General features: G+C 62.0%; 18 protein-coding genes. 15 read left to right on the forward strand and 3 right to left on the reverse strand.

The annotated features are described in order from the left end of the window. Entirely contained in the window at positions 1-882 is an 882-nt protein-coding gene (locus CAF90_RS18150; RefSeq protein ID WP_085608000.1) for a LysR substrate-binding domain-containing protein, read from the reverse strand. A 161-nt stretch (positions 883-1043) separates the two neighbouring features. Between CAF90_RS18150 and CAF90_RS18155 the strand changes: the two genes are divergently transcribed. Further along, positions 1044-1808 carry a sulfite exporter TauE/SafE family protein gene (locus CAF90_RS18155; RefSeq protein WP_085608001.1) on the forward strand — a complete coding sequence of 255 codons (765 nt, stop codon included), beginning with the start codon at positions 1044-1046 and terminating at the stop codon, positions 1806-1808. Here CAF90_RS18155 and CAF90_RS18160 read toward each other — a convergent pair. Beyond that, positions 1798-2112: a putative quinol monooxygenase gene (locus CAF90_RS18160; protein WP_085608002.1), complete on the reverse strand. Its 315-nt coding sequence runs from the start codon at positions 2110-2112 to the stop codon at positions 1798-1800. The two genes, CAF90_RS18155 and CAF90_RS18160, sit on opposite strands and share 11 nt — an antisense overlap. 203 nt (positions 2113-2315) lie before the next feature. On the opposite strand from CAF90_RS18160, the gene CAF90_RS18165 reads away from it, so the two are divergent. The 7 genes from CAF90_RS18165 to CAF90_RS18195 all read left to right on the forward strand — a co-directional run bounded on the left by CAF90_RS18165 (position 2316) and on the right by CAF90_RS18195 (position 9295). Then, positions 2316-2906: an NAD(P)H-dependent oxidoreductase gene (locus CAF90_RS18165; protein ID WP_085608003.1), complete on the forward strand. Its 591-nt coding sequence runs from the start codon at positions 2316-2318 to the stop codon at positions 2904-2906. A 60-nt stretch (positions 2907-2966) separates the two neighbouring features. Further along, positions 2967-3878, forward strand: a complete 912-nt coding sequence (locus tag CAF90_RS18170; RefSeq protein ID WP_007953823.1) for a LysR family transcriptional regulator — start codon at positions 2967-2969, stop codon at positions 3876-3878. Between the two features lie 103 nt (positions 3879-3981). Continuing rightward, positions 3982-4875 carry an NAD-dependent epimerase/dehydratase family protein gene (locus CAF90_RS18175; protein WP_085608004.1) on the forward strand — a complete coding sequence of 298 codons (894 nt, stop codon included), beginning with the start codon at positions 3982-3984 and terminating at the stop codon, positions 4873-4875. 249 nt (positions 4876-5124) lie between these two features. After that, positions 5125-6474 (forward strand): GntP family permease, encoded by a 1350-nt coding sequence (locus CAF90_RS18180; protein ID WP_085608174.1) that lies wholly within the window; start codon positions 5125-5127, stop codon positions 6472-6474. A 15-nt stretch (positions 6475-6489) separates the two neighbouring features. Further along, positions 6490-7350: a MurR/RpiR family transcriptional regulator gene (locus tag CAF90_RS18185; RefSeq protein ID WP_085608005.1), complete on the forward strand. Its 861-nt coding sequence runs from the start codon at positions 6490-6492 to the stop codon at positions 7348-7350. A gap of 1 nt (position 7351) precedes the next feature. Continuing rightward, a complete protein-coding gene (locus CAF90_RS18190) occupies positions 7352-8809 on the forward strand; it encodes an amidohydrolase family protein (RefSeq protein ID WP_085608006.1) in 1458 nt (485 codons plus the stop codon). Positions 8810-8926: 117 nt separating this feature from the next. Then, entirely contained in the window at positions 8927-9295 is a 369-nt protein-coding gene (locus CAF90_RS18195) for a glyoxalase superfamily protein (protein WP_007953815.1), read from the forward strand. On the opposite strand, the gene CAF90_RS18200 is transcribed toward CAF90_RS18195, so the two are convergent. After that, on the reverse strand, positions 9292-10320 hold the full coding sequence (locus CAF90_RS18200) for an AraC family transcriptional regulator (protein ID WP_085608007.1): 1029 nt from the start codon (positions 10318-10320) through the stop codon (positions 9292-9294). The genes CAF90_RS18195 and CAF90_RS18200 overlap by 4 nt on opposite strands. Positions 10321-10531: 211 nt before the next feature. Here CAF90_RS18200 and CAF90_RS18205 point away from each other — a divergent pair, with 211 nt between their 5' ends. The 7 genes from CAF90_RS18205 (at position 10532) to CAF90_RS18235 (ending at position 20794) form a co-directional block, all read left to right on the forward strand. Beyond that, positions 10532-12127, forward strand: coding sequence for an FAD-binding oxidoreductase (locus tag CAF90_RS18205; RefSeq protein WP_085608008.1), 1596 nt, complete (start codon positions 10532-10534; stop codon positions 12125-12127). A 5-nt stretch (positions 12128-12132) separates the two neighbouring features. Beyond that, the gene (locus CAF90_RS18210; RefSeq protein ID WP_085608009.1) at positions 12133-13728 is read left to right on the forward strand and encodes a glycerol-3-phosphate dehydrogenase/oxidase; all 1596 of its coding nucleotides are present in this window, start codon (positions 12133-12135) and stop codon (positions 13726-13728) included. Positions 13729-13748: 20 nt separating this feature from the next. Continuing rightward, complete coding sequence (locus CAF90_RS18215) at positions 13749-15317, forward strand: FGGY-family carbohydrate kinase (RefSeq protein ID WP_085608010.1); 1569 nt, start codon at positions 13749-13751, stop codon at positions 15315-15317. A 116-nt stretch (positions 15318-15433) separates the two neighbouring features. Further along, positions 15434-16720: a phospholipase gene (locus tag CAF90_RS18220; protein ID WP_085608011.1), complete on the forward strand. Its 1287-nt coding sequence runs from the start codon at positions 15434-15436 to the stop codon at positions 16718-16720. 45 nt (positions 16721-16765) lie between these two features. Then, positions 16766-18724: a DUF1302 domain-containing protein gene (locus CAF90_RS18225; protein WP_085608012.1), complete on the forward strand. Its 1959-nt coding sequence runs from the start codon at positions 16766-16768 to the stop codon at positions 18722-18724. Between the two features lie 161 nt (positions 18725-18885). Then, the gene (locus tag CAF90_RS18230) at positions 18886-20259 is read left to right on the forward strand and encodes a DUF1329 domain-containing protein (RefSeq protein WP_085608013.1); all 1374 of its coding nucleotides are present in this window, start codon (positions 18886-18888) and stop codon (positions 20257-20259) included. Between the two features lie 181 nt (positions 20260-20440). Continuing rightward, positions 20441-20794 carry a type II toxin-antitoxin system HigB family toxin gene (locus tag CAF90_RS18235; protein ID WP_170929405.1) on the forward strand — a complete coding sequence of 118 codons (354 nt, stop codon included), beginning with the start codon at positions 20441-20443 and terminating at the stop codon, positions 20792-20794. Positions 20795-20798 lie beyond the last annotated feature (4 nt).

Consider the following 20798-nt stretch of genomic DNA (forward strand, 5'->3'; position numbering starts at 1 on the left):
TCAGGGCAGAGTCAAGGCGTCGAGCACGGCGCGGGCATAAGCGGGGAGGGCGGTGAAATCGCGGGCGCACAGCAACAGTTTGCGCCTGGCCCAGCCTTCATTCATCGGCAGGGTCTTGAAGGCTTGCGGCGCAGCGCGCTGAACCGCCGCCAGCGGCACGATGCCCAGACCGGCACCTCGGGCCACCATGCGCATCACCCCGTCGAAACCATCGGCACGGATACGGATCTGCATCCGCGAGCCGCTGTGCAGGGCCTGTTCTTCCAGGTACACCGCCAGCGCGCTGTCGGCATGCAACCCTACGAAGTCGTAACGCAGGGCGTCGCTGAAGCCGACTTCGGTCGCGTCAGACAGTGGGTGTTCCAGCGGCAGAATCAGCACCAGCGGATCATCGCGAAAGGCTCGGGTCTGCAAGTCGCTGGTGTCGATCGCGTCGGACACAATGCCCAGATCCGCCGCGCCCTGACGCAAGGCATGGGTGATGCGGGCACTGGGCAATTCCTGCAGATCGATGTCGAGGTTGGGGTGCTCGCGCAGGAAATCCGCCAGCACCTCCGGCAGGTATTCGCTGAGCGCCGTGGTGTTGCACAGCAGACGCACCTGGCCTTTGACGCCGCGCGCGTATTCGGCCAGATCCTGTTGCAGGCGTTCGGCCTGTTGCAGCAACACCCGCGCATGTTGCGCCAGGGCTTTGCCGGCCGGTGTAGGCGTAACGCCACGGCGTCCGCGCTCAAGGAACTCGGTGCCCAGCGACGCTTCCATCGCCCGGATCCGCGCACTGGCTGCCGCCAGCGACAGATGACTGCGAGCGGCACCGGCGGTGATGTTGCCGCTGTCGAGAATGTGCAGGTACAAGCGCAGGTCGGTGAGGTCGAAGTGCATGGGGCAGCCTCAATATCAGTGGTGTCAGTCCTGACGCCTTCGCGGGCAAGCCCGCGAAGAGGCCAGTGGCCGCGAAGAATTTACAAGCCTCTTGTACAGGTAGAGGCTGCCTCAGTGTATGACAGATTTTCAGTTCACCCGCGCAGGCGCACAGTATCGCCATGAACGCACTCGCAGATTTCTATCAAAACCTCGGTCTGGCCCTTTCATTGCTGGTGATTTCGACCTTCGTCGTCGCCGGCATGATCAAAGGTGTGATCGGTCTCGGCCTGCCCACTGTCGCTATGGGTTTGCTCGGTCTGGCTATGGCACCATCGCAGGCTGCGGCATTGCTGATCATTCCGGCGACCCTCACCAACGTCTGGCAACTGGCATTCGGCGGGCATTTGCAGGGGCTGGTGAAACGCTTGTGGCCGATGCTGCTGGCGATCTTTCTCGGCACGGCCGTCGGCACTTTGTGGATCGGCATGGCCGGCGGGCATTGGGTGGTGCGTGGGCTCGGCGCGGCGTTGTTGCTCTATGCGCTGAGTGGATTGTTTTTGCCGACGCTGAGTGTCAGTCGCCGCCATGAACCGTGGCTTGGTCCGCTGTGTGGCGTGATCACCGGCGTCATCACTTCGGCCACGGGCGTGTTCGTGATTCCCGCCGTCCCGTACATGCAGGCACTGGGTTTGAGCCGCGATGAACTGGTTCAGGCGTTGGGCCTGTCCTTCACCGTGTCGACCCTGGCGCTGGCCGGTGGATTGCTCTGGCGTGGCTCGCTCGGCGGCGCTGAATTGAGCGCCTCGCTGCTGGCACTGATCCCGGCGGTGCTCGGCATGCTGCTCGGCCAATGGCTGCGCCAGCGCATCAGAGCCGTGCTGTTCAAGCGGGTGTTTTTCATCGGTCTGGGCGCGCTCGGCGCCCATCTGCTGATCAGCGGCTAGCGGACGAATCGCTGAGCATTTCAATCGGGCGGATATCGAAATCCCGCTCCAGATACTCCATGCGCTGGGCCAGAAACTGCTGCATGTGCGGCAGGTTCGAGTGCACGTCCAGATGCGCCTGGCTTTCCCAGATCTCGTAGAAGATGAACAGGCTCGGGTCTTCCTTGTCGCGCAGCATGTGGTACTCGATGCAGCCGGGTTCGGCGCGGCTCGGCTCGACGTAGGCGCGGAAAAACGCTTCGAAAGCCTCGGCTTTTTCCGGGCGGGTCTTGGCGTGCAGGATGAAACCCTGGCGTTCGCTCATCGCAAAAAACTCCATTCAGATTCAGATGGCGGCCAATCCTACGGCAACAATCGGCATTCGATTCGTGCGTTTTACTCAAATGAATTTTGCGCAATCGGTGCTTATTCCGCGCGAGGCGGATCGCTAATCTGCCGCCATTCAATTTTTCCCCTTCTCCATCCAGCGCTCTGCGCTGCGCATCGGAATCCGATCGAGGCTCTCCCATGAAAAAAGTGCTGTTGCTCAATGGCGGTAAAAAATTCGCCCACTCCGACGGTCGCTACAACACCACCCTGCATGAAGCGGCGCTGAGCGTGCTGGATCGTGGCGGTGTCGACGTCAAGACCACCTTCATTGACGAGGGTTACGACATCGCCGAAGAAGTCGCCAAATTCCTCTGGGCCGACGTGATCATTTATCAGATGCCGGGCTGGTGGATGGGCGCGCCGTGGACCGTGAAAAAGTACATCGACGAAGTGTTCACCGAAGGCCACGGCAGCCTCTACGCCAGCGATGGCCGCACCCGTTCGGATGCGTCGCAGAAGTACGGCAGCGGTGGTCTGATCCAGGGCAAGCAATACATGCTGTCGCTGACCTGGAACGCACCGCAGCAGGCGTTCGATGACCCGACCGACTTCTTCGAAGCCAAAGGCGTGGACGCCGTGTACTTCCCGTTCCACAAGGCCAACGAGTTTCTTGGCATGACCGGCCTGCCGACGTTCCTGTGTGTGGACGTGATGAAACGCCCGAACATCGAAGCGGATGTGGCGCGTTACGAGCAGCATCTGGCCGAGGTGTTTGGCCTCAAGGCCTGACGCTCGGCTACTATCGAAGGCCTGAGCTTGCGTAGCAGGCCTTTCGATTCGAGGACACCCGTGAAAGCCAGATCCGATGAGTTGCAGATTTTCGTCTGCGTGATCGAATGCGGTTCGATCTCCGCCGCCGCCGAGCAGGTCGGACAGACGCCGTCGGCCGTCAGCCGCACGCTGTCGCGGCTGGAAGCCAAGCTCGACACGACGCTGATCAACCGCACCACACGGCGCATGGACCTGACCGAGGAGGGCAAGTATTTCTTCGAACAGGCCAAGCTGATCCTCGACCAGATGGATCAACTCGAAGAGCGCCTCTCTTCGCGTCAGCAGACGCCATCAGGACGGTTGCGCATCAACGCCGCATCGCCGTTCATGCTCCACGCCATCGTGCCGTACATCGACGAGTTTCGTCGGCTGTACCCGGACATCCAGCTCGAACTCAACAGCAATGACTTGATCATTGACCTGCTGGAACAAAGCACAGACGTCGCCATCCGCATCGGCACCCTCGCCGATTCGACGTTGCATGCCCGCTCGTTGGGTTGCAGTCCGTTGCTGATCGTCGCCAGTCCGGCCTATCTGGAAAAACATGGCGCACCGCTCCAAGTGGCCGATCTCAGCGAACACACCTTGCTTGGATTCACCCAGAACGAAGGCCTCAACCAATGGCCGCTGCGTTACGTGCACGGCGACCGCTGGCCGATCACTCCGGCAATCAGCGCCTCCAGCGGCGAGACGGTTCGCCATCTGGCGCTGGAAGGCCAGGGCATTGCCTGCCTCTCGCACTTCATGACCATCGACGACATTCGCGCAGGGCGCCTCAAGGTGTTGCTGGCGGAATTCAACAGCGGTTATCGCCAGCCGATCAACGCGGTGTACTACCGCAACTCGCAGCTGGCGCTGCGCATCCAGTGCTTCCTCGACTTCATCCAGAGCAAACTGGCGGCTTACGCCAGTGCCGATTTCAAAGGCTGATTCGTGACCCCTGCGCAACAGTGATTTGGTTGTCGGCGGGTTTTTCCACCGAGCTCGCCGGTCGATACTCGTTGCATCACTTACTCACGCAGGGAGTTTCTCCATGAACGTATTCGTCACCGGCGCTGCCGGTTTTATCGGCGGCTCCATCGCCACCGGTCTGGTTCAGGCCGGCCACACCGTCACCGGTCTTGTACGCAGCGCGGAACAGGCCGATGAGTTGAAAGCACTGGGCATCACCCCGGTGATCGGCACTCTCGACGACAGCGCATTGCTGGCCGAACAGGCCCGCGCCGCCGATGCCGTGATCAACGCCGCCAGCAGCGATCAACGCGGCGCGGTCGAAGCCTTGCTCGATGCCCTGCGCGGCTCGAACAAAGTGTTCCTGCACACCAGCGGTTCGAGCATCGTCGGCGACGCCTCGGGCGGCAAATCCAGCGACGTCATCTACTTCGAAGACAACCTGCCGGAGCCGACCGTCGACAAGGCCGCACGCGTGGCCATCGACAACCTGATCCTCGACGCAGCGAAGGACGGCGTGAACTCGGCCGTCATCTGCAACACCCTGATCTACGGCCACAGCCTGGGCGTCAATCGCGACAGCGTGCAACTGCCGCGCCTGCTGAAACAGGCGCGCAAAAGCGGCGTGGTGCGTCACGTCGGCACTGGGCAGAACATCTGGTCCAACGTGCACATCGAAGACGTGGTGGCGCTGTACCTGCTGGCCCTGACCAAAAACGTCCCGGGCACCTTCTACTTCGTCGAAAGCGGCGAAGCGTCGTTCATCGACATGACCACCGCCATGGCCGAAGCCCTGAACCTCGGCGAGCCACAAGACTGGCCGCTGAAAGACGCCGAAGCCGAGTGGGGCTACGAAATGGCCAACTACGGCCTCGGCTCCAACAGCCGCGTACGCGGCAAACACGCCCGCGAACTGCTGGGCTGGGCGCCGAAGCGTACGTCGGTGGTTGAATGGATTCGTAACGAAATGGTGTGAGTCCACGCTGAAAAGGTGACGTTCCCGAGACCGGTGGAAGCAAGCTTGCTTGTTTTCACCGGTTTTTTTGTGCCCGAGGATTATGAAAATCCCACCCCTCGATTTTCATTATTCGCGACAAGACATATCCAAAAACGACAACCCTTATCCCTCCACGAAAATTACTTTCACTTCGTTTGAAAACTCGATCTCGAAATGATTTATGAGTTTCACAACCCATTCGAACGTGACCCTTTCGAGGAGTACCGCATGACACCGTCCTTCGGCTATTGGCTGCTGGTCTACGCCGCCGTTGCCATCATCGCCCTGATCGTTCTGATCGCCCGTTACCGGCTCAATCCGTTCATTGTCATCACCCTGATTTCCATCGGCCTGGCGCTGGTGGCGGGGATGCCGCCGTCCGGCGTGGTGGGGGCGTATGAGGCCGGGGTGGGCAAGACGCTGGGGCATATTGCGCTGGTGGTGGCGCTGGGGACGATGCTCGGCAAGATGATGGCCGAGTCCGGCGGTGCCGAGCAGATGGCGCGCACGCTGATCGAACGCTTTGGCGAGAAGAACGCGCACTGGGCGATGGTGTGCATTGCGTTTCTGGTGGGGCTGCCGCTGTTTTTCGAAGTCGGTTTCGTGTTGCTGGTGCCGATTGCCTTTACCGTGGCGCGGCGGGTGGGCGTGTCGATTCTGATGGTCGGTCTGCCGATGGTCGCCGGGCTGTCGGTGGTGCATGCGCTGGTGCCGCCGCACCCGGCGGCGATGCTGGCGGTGCAGGCCTATCAGGCGTCGGTCGGGCAGACCTTGCTGTATGCGATTGCCATCGGTATTCCGACGGCGATCATTGCCGGCCCCCTGTACGCCAAATTCATCGTGCCGCGCATTCAGTTGCCGGCGGATAACCCGCTGGAAAAGCAATTCCTCGAACGCGAACCCCGCGACAGCCTGCCGGGTTTCGGCATCACCATGGCGACCATTCTGTTGCCGGTGGTACTGATGCTGATCGGCGGCTGGGCCAACCTGATTTCCACGCCGGGCAGCGGTTTCAATCAGTTCCTGTTGTTCATCGGCAATTCGGTGATCGCGCTGTTGCTGGCGACGCTGTTGAGTTTCTGGACGCTCGGCATTGCGCAGGGTTTCAATCGGGAATCGATCCTCAAATTCACCAACGAATGCCTGGCACCGACCGCCAGCATCACCTTGCTGGTGGGCGCCGGTGGCGGTCTGAACCGGATTCTGGTGGACGCCGGCGTCACCGATCAGATCGTCGGCCTGGCCCACGAATTTCACCTGTCCCCGCTGATCATGGGCTGGCTGTTCGCCGCGTTGATGCGCATCGCCACCGGTTCGGCCACCGTTGCCATGACCACGGCTTCTGGCGTGGTCGCGCCGGTGGCCATCGGTCTGGGTTATCCACACCCGGAACTGCTGGTGCTGGCGACCGGCGCGGGCTCGGTTATCTTTTCCCACGTCAACGACGGCGGCTTCTGGTTGATCAAGGAATACTTCAACATGACGGTGGCCCAGACGTTCAAGACCTGGACGGTGCTGGAAACCCTGATCTCGGTTGTCGCTTTTGCCCTGACCGTCGGTCTTTCTTACCTGCTGTAGTCGGAGTTATCCGCCATGGACATCCTCTATCAGATCCGCGCCCGTCAGGATTCCTTCAGCGCCGGTGAAGGACGCATCGCCCGTCTGATGCTCGACGACGTAGGATTTGCCGCCTCCGCCAGCCTCGAAGAGCTGGCCCAGCGCGCCGAAGTCAGCACCGCCACGCTGTCGCGTTTTGCCCGCACGGTCGGTTGCCGCGACTTGCGCGACCTGCGCCTGCAACTGGCTCAGGCCAGTGGTGTTGGCAGCCGTTTCCTCGACCCGGCGGGCACGCCCGAGCAGTCGGCGTTTTACGGGCAGATCGTCGGCGATATTGAAACCACCTTGCGCCAGCATCTGGCGGCGTTCGACGAGTCGCGCTTCGCCGATGCGGTGAAGTTGCTGGGCCAGGCGCGGATGATTCACGCCTTCGGCATCGGCGGTTGCTCGACCCTGTGCAGCGATGAGTTGCAAGTGCGGCTGGTGCGTCTCGGCTACCCGATTGCGGTGTGCCACGACGCGGTGATGATGCGCGTCACCGCCGCCAGCCTCAGCGCCGAGCAGGTGGTGATCGTCTGTTCGCTGACCGGCATCACCCCGGAGTTGCTGGAGACCGTGGCGCTGGCGCGCAACTACGGCGCACGGATTCTTGCCATCACCCGCGCCGAATCGCCGCTGGCGGAACTCGCCGACATCGTCCTGCCGCTGCAAGGCGCCGAGACCTCGTTCATCTACAAACCGACGGCGGCGCGCTACGGCATGCTGCTCGCCATCGACGTGCTGGCCACCGAGCTGGCGCTGGCCAATCCTGAAGACAATCAAGAGCGTCTGCGGCGGATCAAACTCGCCCTCGACGAATACCGTGGCGGCGACGATCACCTGCCGCTGGGAGACTGACATGCTGTACGACACCCTGATTCGCAACGCCCTGGTCATCGACGGCAGCAACAGCCCCGGTTACGCCGCCGACGTGGCGATCCTCGATGGCCGCATCGCGCGCATCGGCGACTTGCACGAGGCCCGCGCCACCGAGGAAATCGACGCCGCCGGCCGTGTGCTGGCACCGGGTTTCATCGACGTGCACACCCACGACGACACCGTGGTGATCCGCCAGCCGCAGATGCTGCCCAAGCTCAGCCAGGGCGTGACCACGGTGATTGTCGGCAACTGCGGGATCAGTGCGGCGCCGGTCAGTTTGCGCGGCGATCCGCCGGATCCGATGAACCTGCTCGGCTCGGCGGCAGCATTCGTCTATCCACGTTTTAGCGATTACCGCGCGGCGGTCGAGGCGGCCAACACCACACTGAACGTGGCGGCGCTGGTCGGCCACACGGCGCTGCGCAGCAATCATCTTGATGATCTGTTTCGCACCGCGACTGACGATGAAATCGCCGCGATGCGCGAGCAGTTGCGTGAAAGCCTGGAGGCGGGTGCCCTCGGTTTATCCACAGGTCTGGCGTATGCGAGCGCGTTCTCGGCATCCACCGACGAAGTCATGCAACTGACCGAAGAACTGAAAGCATTCGGCGCCGTGTACACCACCCACCTGCGCAGCGAATTCGAACCGGTGCTGGAAGCAATGGACGAGGCTTTCCGTATCGGACGTCACGCCCAGTCGCCAGTGATCATTTCCCACCTCAAATGCGCCGGTGCCGGTAACTGGGGCCGCAGTCCGCAGTTGCTTGCTTCGCTGGAAGAGGCGGCGAAAACTCACCCGGTCGGCTGCGATTGCTACCCGTATGCGGCGAGTTCTTCGACGCTGGATCTGAAGCAGGTCACCGACGCCCACCGCATCACCATCACCTGGTCGACGCCGCATCCTGAAATGGGCGGCCGCGACCTGACGGACATCGCCGCCGAATGGAACCTGTCGTTACTCGATGCCGCCAAACGTCTGCAACCGGCGGGTGCGGTGTATTACGGGATGGACGAGAACGACGTGCGACGGATCCTTGCTCATCCGCTGTCGATGGTCGGCTCCGACGGCCTGCCGGAAGACCCGTTCCCCCATCCGCGCCTGTGGGGAGCTTTCCCACGGGTGCTCGGACATTTCAGTCGTGATGTCGGGCTGTTTCCGCTGCACACCGCCGTGCACAAGATGACCGGTCTGTCGGCCGCGCGTTTCGGCTTGAAGGAAAGGGGCGAGATTCGTGAAGGGCACTGGGCGGATCTGGTGTTGTTCGACCCGGCGACCGTGCGTGACGTGGCGGATTTCAACGAGCCGCAACGTGCCGCCCAAGGCATTGATGGCGTGTGGATCAATGGCGTGTTGAGTTACCGCGACGGTCAGGCCAATGGCCAGAGACCAGGGCGGTTCCTGGCGCGCCAGGGCGATCTGCGCGACGGCTTTCGTTGAATTTTGCTGACTGCGTCACGGTGATGGCACATTGCAATTAAAGAAAGCCATCACCAAGCCGAATTGCTGACATCCACCCCGGCTACACTCTGGGGCCAATCAGTCAGGGAGCAACCCATGAGCTTCGGCAAAACCACCCCGATCCTGCGGATTTTCGATGAAGCCAAGGCCGTGGAATTCTACGTCGACTTCCTCGGCTTCAAGATCGATTGGCAGCATCGTTTCGAACCCGGTTTCCCGTTGTACCTGCAGGTTTCGCGCGGCGAATGTGTGCTGCATTTGTCCGAACACCACGGCGATGCGACACCGGGTTCGGCCCTGCGGATCGAGACCGATGAGCTGGAGGCGTTTCAGCAGCAGTTGGTCGCCAAGAACTACAAGTTCTCGCACCCGGGCATCCAGGCCATGCCGTGGGGCAGCCAGGACATGACCATCGCCGATCCGTTCGGCAATCGTCTGGTGTTCACCAACGCGATCAGTCTCTAGCTGTCGTTCGCTACCCGGTGAGTCTGCCGAAACTCACCGGGCGGCATGCCGCGTCGGCTCTTGAAGGTGCGGTGAAACGAGCGCGGTTCGGTGAAGCCCAGATACTGGGCGATGTCCTGAATCGGCAAAGTGCTGTTGAGCAGGTAATGCTCGGCCAGTTCCTGGCGCAGTTCATCGAGGATCTGCTGATACGAGGTGCCAGCCTGATGCAGCTGGCGTTGCAGCGTGCGCACCGAGACGGCGAGAAGTTCGGCCACCTGCTCCTTGCGCGGCAGGCCCTCCTTGAGCAACTGGCGCAGGATGCTTTTCACCCGCTGTTCGAGCGATGCATCCTCCAGCGTCGCCATCAAACTCTGAGCGTGTTCTTCCAGGGTGCGCAGCAAATGCGCATCGGCCTGGCGCAACGGCAACTGCAAATACGGCAGCGGCACGATCAGCGCGGAATACGGCTGATCGAACTGCACCGGGCATTCGAAAAACTGTTCGTACTGCGCCTGCGTGGTGTCCGCCGGGATCGAGTGTTCCAGCCACACGGCGGCCGGCGAGAGTTGGGTGTCGGCGATCCAGCGTGCGTATTGCAGCCAGGAACCGAGCACGTTTTCCACAAGATGCCGGCGGATCCGCGGGCGTTCAAAGCGGCAGCTCCAGATCAGGTGAACGTGGCTGTCGTGCACCTCGGCGCGGCTGACGCCCATATCGCCCACCAGTTTTTCGAACGGCATGATGCGGCTCATGGCGTCGCCCAGTGTCGCGCAGTTCATGGTGATGTAGCCCAGCACGCTCCAGGAGTTGGGCAGGACGAAATTCGCGGCGTTGAGACCGAACAACGGATCGCCCGAGTGCTCGCAAAAGTAATCGAGCAACCGCTCATGGGTTTCACCCGGCAGGCGCAGGCTGTTGTCGCTCAACTGCTGCGCCTGCAACCCGGCCGCCGCCAACGCAGGCTCGATGGCCAGGCCCAGATGTTCGGCATGGCGCAGGTACTTGAGCAGCGGCGGAACGGAGGTGAAGCCGAGCGATTGCATGACCGAATTCCCTTGATCGAGGCCGCCACGGGCGGATGAGCGCCCTGAAAGGTAATTTGAATCCACGACTAAAGTAAATGGCTGACGCTTGCGCGACGTTTGACTCAATTGGCTACTCGAACTGGCCGGATGCGACCGTGACACTTTCGGCCGGCTGACTAGTATGAGGGCCTGAAATCTCACTGATCAGACTGCACAGAAGGACACACGCATGCGACGCTGGAACGGCTGGGGAGATGCAACCACGGTGGTCGAACTGCCGGCCCAGGGCGCAAGTTTTCTCCATGAACGACTGGGGAAGGGGCGCGCGCTGCCCGATGCGACGCTCGAAGCGGCGCTGGCCCGCGTGCCGGTCTCGCGGCTGGCGGAACACGCGTTGTACAGCATCGATGCCCATGATCGTCTGCTGCATGCTCGAGGCCAGAGCCTGCCGGACTGGCTGGCGTTGCGCGAAGGCGCGCTGGGCAATTACCCCGACGCCGTGGCGTTCCCGGAAACCGCCGAACACATCCGCCAATTGCTGGCGCTCGCCCAGGCGCAGGACCTGTGCCTGATCCCCTACGGCGGCGGCACGTCGGTGGCCGGGCACATCAACCCGCCAGACTCTGCGCGGCCCGTGGTGACGGTGTCCCTGGCGCGGATGAGCCGCCTGATCGACCTCGACGAACAAAGCCTGCTGGCGACTTTCGGCCCCGGCGCCAGCGGCCCGCAGGTGGAAAGCCAATTGCGCGCCCGTGGCTACACGCTGGGGCATTTTCCGCAGTCGTGGGAGCTGTCGACGCTGGGCGGTTGGGTGGCCAGTCGTTCCAGCGGTCAGCAGTCGCTGCGCTATGGGCGGATTGAGCAACTGTTCGCCGGCGGAACCCTGGAAACCTTTGCCGGGCCGCTGCAAATCCCGACCTTCCCGGCCTCGGCGGCCGGCCCGGATCTGCGCGAAGTGGTGCTGGGTTGCGAGGGGCGTTTCGGGATCATTTCCGAGGTCAAGGTGCGGGTCAGTGCGTTGCCGGCCGATGAGCGTTTCTACGGCGTGTTTCTGCCCAGTTGGAGCAAGGCGCTGCAAGCCATTCAGCAACTGGCGCAAGCGCGGGTACCGCTGTCGATGCTGCGTCTTTCCAATGCAGTAGAGACCGAAACCCAATTGGCGCTGGCCGGCCATCCGCAACAGATCGCCTGGCTGGAAAAATACTTGAACCTGCGCGGCGCGGGGCAGGGCAAGTGCCTGCTGACCTTCGGCGTGACCGGCAATCGCAAGCAGAATGCGCTGTCCCTGAGTCAGGCCCGTCAGCATTTGAAAGCGTTCGGCGGTGTGTTCACCGGCACGCTGCTGGGCAAGAAATGGGCGCAGAACCGCTTCCGTTTTCCTTACCTGCGGGAGAACCTGTGGAACGCCGGTTACGTGGTCGACACCCTCGAAACAGCCACCGACTGGAGCAACGTCGACAACCTGCTCAACCGGATCGAAAACAGCCTGCGCGATGCGTTGGCGGCGGAGGGTGAGCGAGTGCACGTGTTCACGCACTTGTCCCACGTCTACGGCGAAGGCTCGAGCATCTACACCACCTACGTGTTTCGCCCGGCGGCGGACTATCCCGCGACACTGGCCCGCTGGAAAGCCCTCAAACACGCGGCCAGCCAGACTATCGTCGACAACCACGGCACCATCAGCCACCAGCACGGCGTGGGCAAGGATCACGCGCCTTACCTGCCGCGCGAAAAGGGCGCACTGGCGATGGACACCTTGCAGGCGCTGAGCCGGCACTTCGACCCGGCCGGGCGTTTGAACCCCGGCACGCTGTTGCAGGAGTGACGGCGATGAGCGCGGACTGGAACGCCGAATGGCGCCAGCAAATCCTGCCGACTTTGGCAGGTGAAACCTGGGATCTGATCGTCATCGGCGGCGGTATCAGCGGCGCCGGCATCCTGCGTGAAGCCGCGCGCCGTGGCTGGCGTTGCCTGCTGCTGGAACAGCGTGATTTCGCCTGGGGCACCTCCAGTCGGTCTTCGAAAATGGTCCATGGCGGTTTGCGCTACATCGCCAAGGGCCAGTGGCGCCTGACCCGAGATTCAGTGCGCGAACGCCAGCGTCTGCTCGACGAAGCGCCGGGGCTGGTGGAACCGATGAGTTTCATGATGCCGCACTATCGCGGCGGCTTTCCCGGGCCGCGAGTGTTGGGTGGTCTGCTGTCGATCTATGACGCATTGGCCGGGCGCCGCGATCATCGTTTCCATGATGCGCAGCAACTGCGTTATCTGGCGCCGGGCGTGAAAGAAAATGACCTGCTGGGCGGCACCTGTTTTGTCGATGCGCTGACCGATGACGCGCGGCTGGTAATGCGCGTGTTGAGCGAAGCACGGGCCGACGGCGCAGTGGTGCTCAACGGTGTGCGTGTCGAACATCTGCTGCGGGAAAGCGGGCGGGTGTGCGGGGTTCAGGTCGAGGATTGCGAAGCCGGCACGTCACTGCAATTACGTTGTGGTGTATTGGCAGTGGCCACCGGGGCCTGGGCCGAACGCCTGCGTCCACCCGAGGCGCCCCGTCAGTTGCGCCCGTTGCGCGGCAGTCATTTGTTGCTGCCGGGCTGGCGCTTGCCGGTGGCGCAGGCTTTCACGTTTCTGCATGAGCGGGATCGTCGGCCAGTGTTCGTTTTCCCGTGGGAAGGCGCCACGGTGGTCGGCACCACCGACCTCGATCACCGCGAGAATCTGGACCAGAGCGCGAGCATCAGCACCGACGAGCTCAACTATCTTCTGGCAGCCTGCCGACAGCAGTTTCCCGGCGCTGAAGTGACAGCGACCGACGTGCTTTCAACCTGGTCAGGCGTACGCCCGGTGGTGGGCAGTGCGGCGGGTGAGCATCAGGACAAACCGTCGAACGAAACCCGTGAACATGTGCTGTGGCAGGAGCCGGGTTGCGTCACCCTGGCCGGCGGCAAGCTCACGACGTTCCGCCCGCAAGCCATCGAAGTGCTCAAGGCCTGCGCCGACATGCTCGGCCGTTCCTTCGATGACGATGCCGCGCCGGTATTTGCCGCCGTGCCGCCACTGACAATCCCCGGCCTCAGCCCCGGTCATTGGCGACGTCTGGCCGGGCGACATGGCCGGGACCTGCCAAGGCTGGCGCAAATGCTCACCGAACTGGGCCATGAAACGGTGGGCGCCACCGACACCTTGTGGGCCGAACTGGCCTTCGCCTGCGAAGCGGAAATGGTTTTACACCTGGATGACCTGCTGCTGCGCCGCACCCGTCTCGGCCTGTTGCTGCCCCATGGCGGCGCGGATTATTTCCCGGATATTCGCCAACTCTGCCAACCACGGCTGGGCTGGGACGACGAACACTGGCAACAGGAACAGCAACGCTATCAGGCGTTATGGCAACGCCATCACGGCCTGCCGGATATCGCGCAGTGATGCCCCTCGAAGAGAGCTCCATGGACAACCACCCGAACAAGCGTTACCTGCTGGCCATCGACAATGGCACCCAGAGCGTGCGCGCGCTGCTCTTCGATTTGCAGGGCAATCTGCTCGGCAAGGGCAAGGTTGAATTGCAGGCCTATTACTCGACGCAACCGGGCTGGGCCGAGCAGGACCCGGAATATTACTGGGCGAAACTGGGCGAAGCCTGCCAGCAGGTGTGGGCGCAAACCGGCATCGATCGTTCGCAGATTGCCGGGGTTTCCCTCACGACGCAGCGCGGCACGGTGATCAACGTCGACGCGCAGGGCAAGCCGTTGCGCCCGGCGATTCTCTGGCTCGATCAACGTCAGAGCGAAGTCGAAGCCGGGATCAAGGGGCCGTGGGGCTGGCTGTTCAAACTGGCTGGCGCGCAGGCTACGGTGGATTACTTTCGCGCCCAGGCCGAGGCCAACTGGATCGCTCGCCATCAACCTGACGTGTGGGCGGCGACCGACAAGTTTCTGTTGCTTTCGGGGTTTCTCACGCATCGCCTGTGCGGACGTTTCGTCGACTCGGTGGGCTGTTGCGTCGGCTACTTGCCGTTCGACTTCAAACGCCTGCGCTGGGCCGGGCCGCGTGACTGGAAATGGCAGGCGCTGGCGGTGCGTCCCGAGCAATTGCCGACCTTGCACAAACCCGGTGAAACCCTTGGCCACATCAGCGCCGAAGCCAGTCGCCACACCGGCATTCCCGAAGGCATTCCGCTGATCGCGGCGGGCGCTGACAAGGCCTGCGAAGTGCTCGGTTCCGGCGTCGTCGACTCGAGCACGGTGTGCCTGTCCTACGGCACCACCGCGACCATCACCAGCACCCGTTCGCGCTATCTGGAAATCGTCCCGTTGATTCCGCCGTACCCGTCGGCGGTGCCGGATCAGTACAACTGCGAAGTGATGATTTATCGCGGCTACTGGATGGTCAGCTGGTTCAAGAACGAGTTCGGCCTGCGGGAAATGCAGCAGGCCAAAGAGCAGGGCATCGAGCCCGAGCAACTGTTCGATGCATTGGTCGAGGCGGTGCCGCCGGGCTCGATGGGATTGATGTTGCAACCGTACTGGTCACCGGGGATTCGCGAGCCGGGTGTGGAAGCCAAAGGCGCGATGATCGGCTTCGGCGACGTGCACACCCGCGCGCACATCTACCGGGCGATCCTTGAGGGCCTGGCCTACGCATTGCGTCAGGGCATGGAGAAAATCGAGAAGCGTTCGAATATCTCCGTCACCCGTTTGCGAGTCGCTGGCGGTGGCTCGCAAAGTGATGCGGCGATGCAACTCACGGCGAACATTTTCGGTCTGCCGGCGGAGCGTCCACACGTCTATGAAGCGTCCGGTCTGGGCGCGGCGATTTGCTGCGCGGTGGGGCTGGGGTTGCATGCGGATTTCCCCACGGCGATAGCCGCGATGACCCGGGTTGGCGCGGTGTTTCAGCCGCAACCCGAGGCGCAGCAGGTTTATGAGCGACTGTACAGGGACGTCTATCTGCGCATGTATCGACAGCTCAAACCGTTGTACCAGAGCATCCGCAAGATCACCGGTTACCCGGCCTGAAAGAACATCGCGCGTGGCGCTATCGGAGAACTTTTCTGGTGAGATCGGACAGTGTCAGAGGCGGGGTCGGTTGTTAGGCTCGATCCCCACGGCACACATAACAAGAACCAGAAGCAATGAAGCTGATCTCCCTCCTGCTGCTTTGCGCAATGGCCCCCACGGCGTGGGGCTGGTCGAACCATACGGTGGGCAGTTACCTGGCGTTGCAGGACCTGCCAGCGTTGCGCGATGCGTCGCCCGTCGAAGTCGAACCGCTGGAGCAGTTTCTCTCCGAGCAATACCCGGCCATCGTCGCGTTGCTCGATGAGCAGGAACGCTTCGCCCGCGAGCATTTCAATCAATACCCGCCGCGCCCCGACAACCTCAAATTGCCCGTCGAGCCGAGCGACAATCTGCGCCACGACTTCCTCACGGCGTTACGGATCAATCCGCAGATTTTTCTGGCGATGGTCATCCAGCCGCTGCCGGGCAAGGACCTGCCCGAGCGCGAACACTTGCAGGCTGATCAGGTGATGGTCGAGCAGACTCTTTCACCGTGGAATCGCCAGCGTTTCATTCGTGTGAGCGACCACGAAAAAGTCGCACCCCTTGCCGTGCTGGCCAGCGCCGCCGATGAGCCGGATTACGGCCACGACATCAACCTCTTCAGCGACAACCCCGGCAAAGTCGCCGCGCTGTATGGCTTCGGCCCGCAGCCGTTTGGCGATGCGCGCTTCCAGTACAGCTCCCAGGCGCCGTTCCACATGGGCTTCTTCCATGAGAGCCCGGTGGTGTACGCGGCTGCCGGATTTCTCGAGCGCAGCTGGCCGGACTGGCGCGCGTATCAGTACATGGGGCTGGCGCGACTGGCGTTTGCCAGCGGTCATTCTTACTGGGGTTATCGCTTTCTCGGCTGGGGCCTGCACCACGTTCAGGACCTGACCCAGCCGTATCACGCCAAGCCGTTGCCGGGCGTCGAATTGCCGAGCCTTCTGCTGCTGGAGGGCAAGGCGCTGGCCGGTTTTGCGGAGGACAAACAGGCGTCCATCGAACGGGTCGCGACCCGCCACATGGAAGTCGAGAAATACCAGTCGACCTGGCTGCGTCGCGTGCTGCGCGCCGGTCAGCCGCATCCGATGCTCGACGCCTACACCGATGCCGCCGGGGACGCGCATTACCCGCCGTACTCCGTGGACTACCTGCGCGAAGTGGTGAGCGCCGAGTCCGTCGACGACTCTGCCGCCTTCGATGAAGCCATCGGCCAGTGGCTGGAAACGGCGCCCGTTACCAGTGATTTCAGCGCAGGCAATCAGTTGCAGCGCGAGACCTTCGAGCATCCGCAACTCAATCAGCAACTGCTCAGACTGCTCGGCCATTTCGGCGCCCACAGCCGGATTTATGTCCGTGCGGGGCTGGCGCCCTAAGCATCGCGGCAACACACAACAATAAGAACAGGGAAGGAGGAACAGATGATCAACAATCGATTGCGCCTGTCTGGCGTAGCGCTCCCCGGTGTCGGTTTGGCAGGGCTGCTGCAACTCTGCGCAGTCGATGCGGTGCAGGCCGCCGAGTTCAGCGTGCTGGACAATCAGGTCACCGGCTCGCTCGACACGACCTTGTCCTATGGCCGCTTGTGGCGGGTCCAGGGCCGGGACAAGACCAACGATGACGTCAACACCAACGACGGCAATCGCAACTTCGACACCGGTCTGGTTTCCGAGGTGTACAAGATCACTTCGGAGCTCGAAGCCAACTACCAGAACTACGGGATGTTCCTGCGCGGCACCGCGTTCTACGACACCCAGTTGATGGACAAGCGCAACGACTACTACCACAACAACAGCCCGTCGCAGCCGAGCCAGAGTTATCCCCAGGAGGACCGTTTCACCGGCCAGACCCGCGACATCGCCGGCAGCCGGATCGAGATGCTCGACGCCTACGTTCATGGCACCTGGGACGTCGCATCAATGCCGGTCACCGCGCGAGTGGGGCGGCAGGTGTTCAACTGGGGCGAGGGGATTTTCTATCGCGGCGGGGTCAACACCACCAACCCGGTGGACGCCGCGAAATATCGCTTGCCCGGCGCCGAGGTCAAGGAAGTGCTGATGCCAGTGGAGGCGGTCAGCTTCAACATCGGCCTGACCGACAGCCTGACGATGGAGAGTTTCTACCAGACCAACTGGAAAGAAACCCGCATCGATCCGGTCGGCACGTTCTACTCGCAGACCGACCTGTTTGCCGACGGCGGCAACACCGCCTACAACAACTTCAGCGGCACCGCGCTTGATACGCCGGTGCCGGGGTTCGGCAATGTCATCGGCCTGTACAGCGCACTGGGCAACAATCCGTTGCTCGGCCCGGCCCTGAAATCCACCGGCCTCTACGCCAACGGCGTGACTCCGGCCTATGGCAACACACTGAAAGTGGCGTCGATCGGCAAGGACTACAACGCGCGCAATGACGGCCAGTTCGGCTTCGCCTTCCGCTACATCGCCGAAGAACTCAACAGCACCGAGTTCGGCCTGTACATGGTCAATTACCACGCCAAGGAGCCGACCATCGCTGCCGACCTGGGCGGTTACAACGGCATCGACATGAATGCCCTGACCAACATGCTCGCCAGCGTTGCCGGCAGTCAGGCCGGGGCCCTCGCCAACGGTCTGGCGACTGCCGATGTGATGGGCAATATCCAGGCCCATCGGCGGTATGCCGAAGACATCCGCATGTACGGTTTCAGCTTCAACACCACGCTGGGCGAGGCCTCGGTGTTCGGTGAAGTGGCCTACCGACCGAACCTGCCCATCGGCGTCGCGGCCACCAACGACTTGATCGGCGACCTGGCTAATGGCGCTGCCGCAGCGGTGTCCGGCAAGACCATCAACGTCGGCGGGCAAATGGTCACGCTCGACAGCCAGATCAACAACGCCGAGCGGGTCGAAGCGTTCAACACTTCGCTGGGCAGTATCTACAACTTCGGCCCGACGCTGTCGTTCGACTCGATGTTCGGCATCTTCGAACTGGCCTCCGAGCATCTGCGCGGCAGCAGCCTGCAATACACCGCTTACGACGGCAGCAACCGTTACTACGCCGGCACCGGCAACACTTCATATGTGTCCGGCGGCGATCGTGACGATCAGGTCAACCGCGATTCCTACAGCTACACGGTGATGTTCAACGGCACCTGGAACGACGTGTACGCCGGGGTCAACGTCTCGCCTTACGTCGTCTACAAGGACGACTTCAAAGGCAACAGCTACCAGGCCGGCAACACCATCGAGGGCCGCAAGGCCTACACGCTGGGGATCAAGGCCAACTACCAGAACAGGCTCGAAGCCGAGTTGCAGTACACCGAGTTCTACGGCGGTGGGCAGAACAACGGCATTCGCGACCGCGACAACGTCGGTTTCAACCTCAAGTATTTCCTTTGATATCCAGAACACCGGTGCCCCCCTGTGGGAGCGAGCCTGCTCGCGATGAGGACGGCACATCCAGACGTTGTGTTGCCTGACTCACCGCCATCGCCAGCAGGCTGGCTCCCACAGGGGATTTGCTGGCTATGCAGACCTGGTTTTATTTTCGGAGAACGAACATGTTTCCAGCATCACGACTGACCAAGACCACACTGGCGTTGCTCTTGAGCCTCACCGCCGCCAGCACGCTGGCCGCCATCTCGCCCCAGCAAGCCGAACAGCTGAAAACCTCGCTCACCCCCATGGGCGCCGAGCGCGCCGGCAATGCTGCCGGCACAATCCCGGCCTGGACCGGCGGCATCACCCAAGCGCCGGCCGGCTACAAACCCGGCCAGCATCACCCCGATCCGTACGCGGCGGACAAACCGCTGTTCACCATCACCAAGGCCAATCTCGACCAGTACAAAGCGCATCTCACGCCGGGTCAGATCGCCCTGTTCAACAGCTACCCCGACACCTTCCAGATGCCGGTCTACCCCTCGCGCCGCTCCGGCTCGGCGCCGCAGTGGCTGTATGACAACACCCTGAAAAATGCGACCTCGGCCAAACTGCTGGAGGGCGGCAGCGGATTCGCCGATGCCTATGGCGGCGTGCCGTTTCCGGTGCCCAAGGATGGGGTCGAAGTGCTGTGGAATCACATCACTCGCTATCGCGGCATCTACGTGGTTCGTCGCGCCTCCGAAGCACCGGTGCAGCGCAACGGCAGCTTCGCGCTGGTGACCTCGCAACAGGAAGGCTTCTTCAACTACTACCGCCCGGGCGGCCAGTTCGCTGACCTGAAAAACATCCTGTTCTACTACCTCGCCTTCGTGAAAAGCCCGGCGCGCCTCGCCGGTGGTGCCGCGCTGGTGCACGAGACGCTGGACCAGCTCAAGGACGCCCGCCAGGCCTGGATCTATGACGCCGGCCAACGCCGCGTCCGCCGCGCACCGAACCTCGCGTACGACACGCCGATTGCCTCCTCCGATGGCCTGCGCACTGCAGACGACACCGACCTGTTCAACGGCTCGCCGGATCGCTTCGACTGGAAGCTCAAGGGCAAACAGGAAATCTACATCCCCTACAACAACTACAAAGTCGGCAGCCCCGACGTCAAATACGCCCAACTGCTCACCCCCGGCCACCTCAACCCGCAATACACCCGCTACGAGCTGCACCGGGTCTGGGTGGTCGAAGGCACCCTCAAACCAGGGTCGCGGCATATCTATTCCAAACGCGTGCTGTTCCTCGACGAAGACAGCTGGGGCGCGGCCCTCGTGGACCAATACGACGGGCGAGGCGAGCTGTGGCGCGTGTCGATGGCCTACCTGAAAAACTTCTACGACCTGCCCACCACCTGGAGCGCACTCGACGTCTTCCACGACTTGCAGGCGCGTCGGTACTACGTGCAGAACCTGGATAACGAAGAAGCCTCCACCGTCGACTTCTCGCAACCGGTGCCGGAGGATTCGTATTTCATGCCGTCGGCGTTGCGGCAGCGGGGGACGCGGTGAGACCTAATCAGCTCCTTTCCTCCCAAGCCCAATTTGGGGTGAGGGAGGACTCTTGCGATGAGTACAGCGCTTCCCGCCTTTGACTGACAGGGCAAAGATCCACAAAAAAATATCTGCTTTACAGATATCTGAATCCGAGATAAGTTGCTCTGCGTGTAGGGACGCCAGAACCGAAAAATCTATGAGAGTGATCACAAAAGCGGCGGTTGCGCGGGCTATCGAAACCCATAGCCAGTGGAGAGATCCTCTCACCTTATGGTTAACCATCTTCGACAGGGCATCCCTGCGGTTCGAGTCTTTCGAGAAGCTTCGAAAAGACTGGGCTATGGCATCAGGCTGGAACGTTGATCGAATCCCTCACTCGAAGCTGAGGATTAAGAGTAAAAAAGGACCTCTTGATATTTATGTTTTCGATATCAAGAAAAATGAGTGCCGGGTCATTACATGGATTAACCCCAAGATCGGCACCATTTATATAAAGGAGATTTTGCCCCATGCCGGATATGACAAGTGGTGGAAGGGTGATGTTAAGTAGTGGG

Source organism: Pseudomonas sp. B37(2017), from assembly GCF_002112885.1.
In the GTDB taxonomy this organism is placed as follows: domain Bacteria; phylum Pseudomonadota; class Gammaproteobacteria; order Pseudomonadales; family Pseudomonadaceae; genus Aquipseudomonas; species Aquipseudomonas paraglycinae.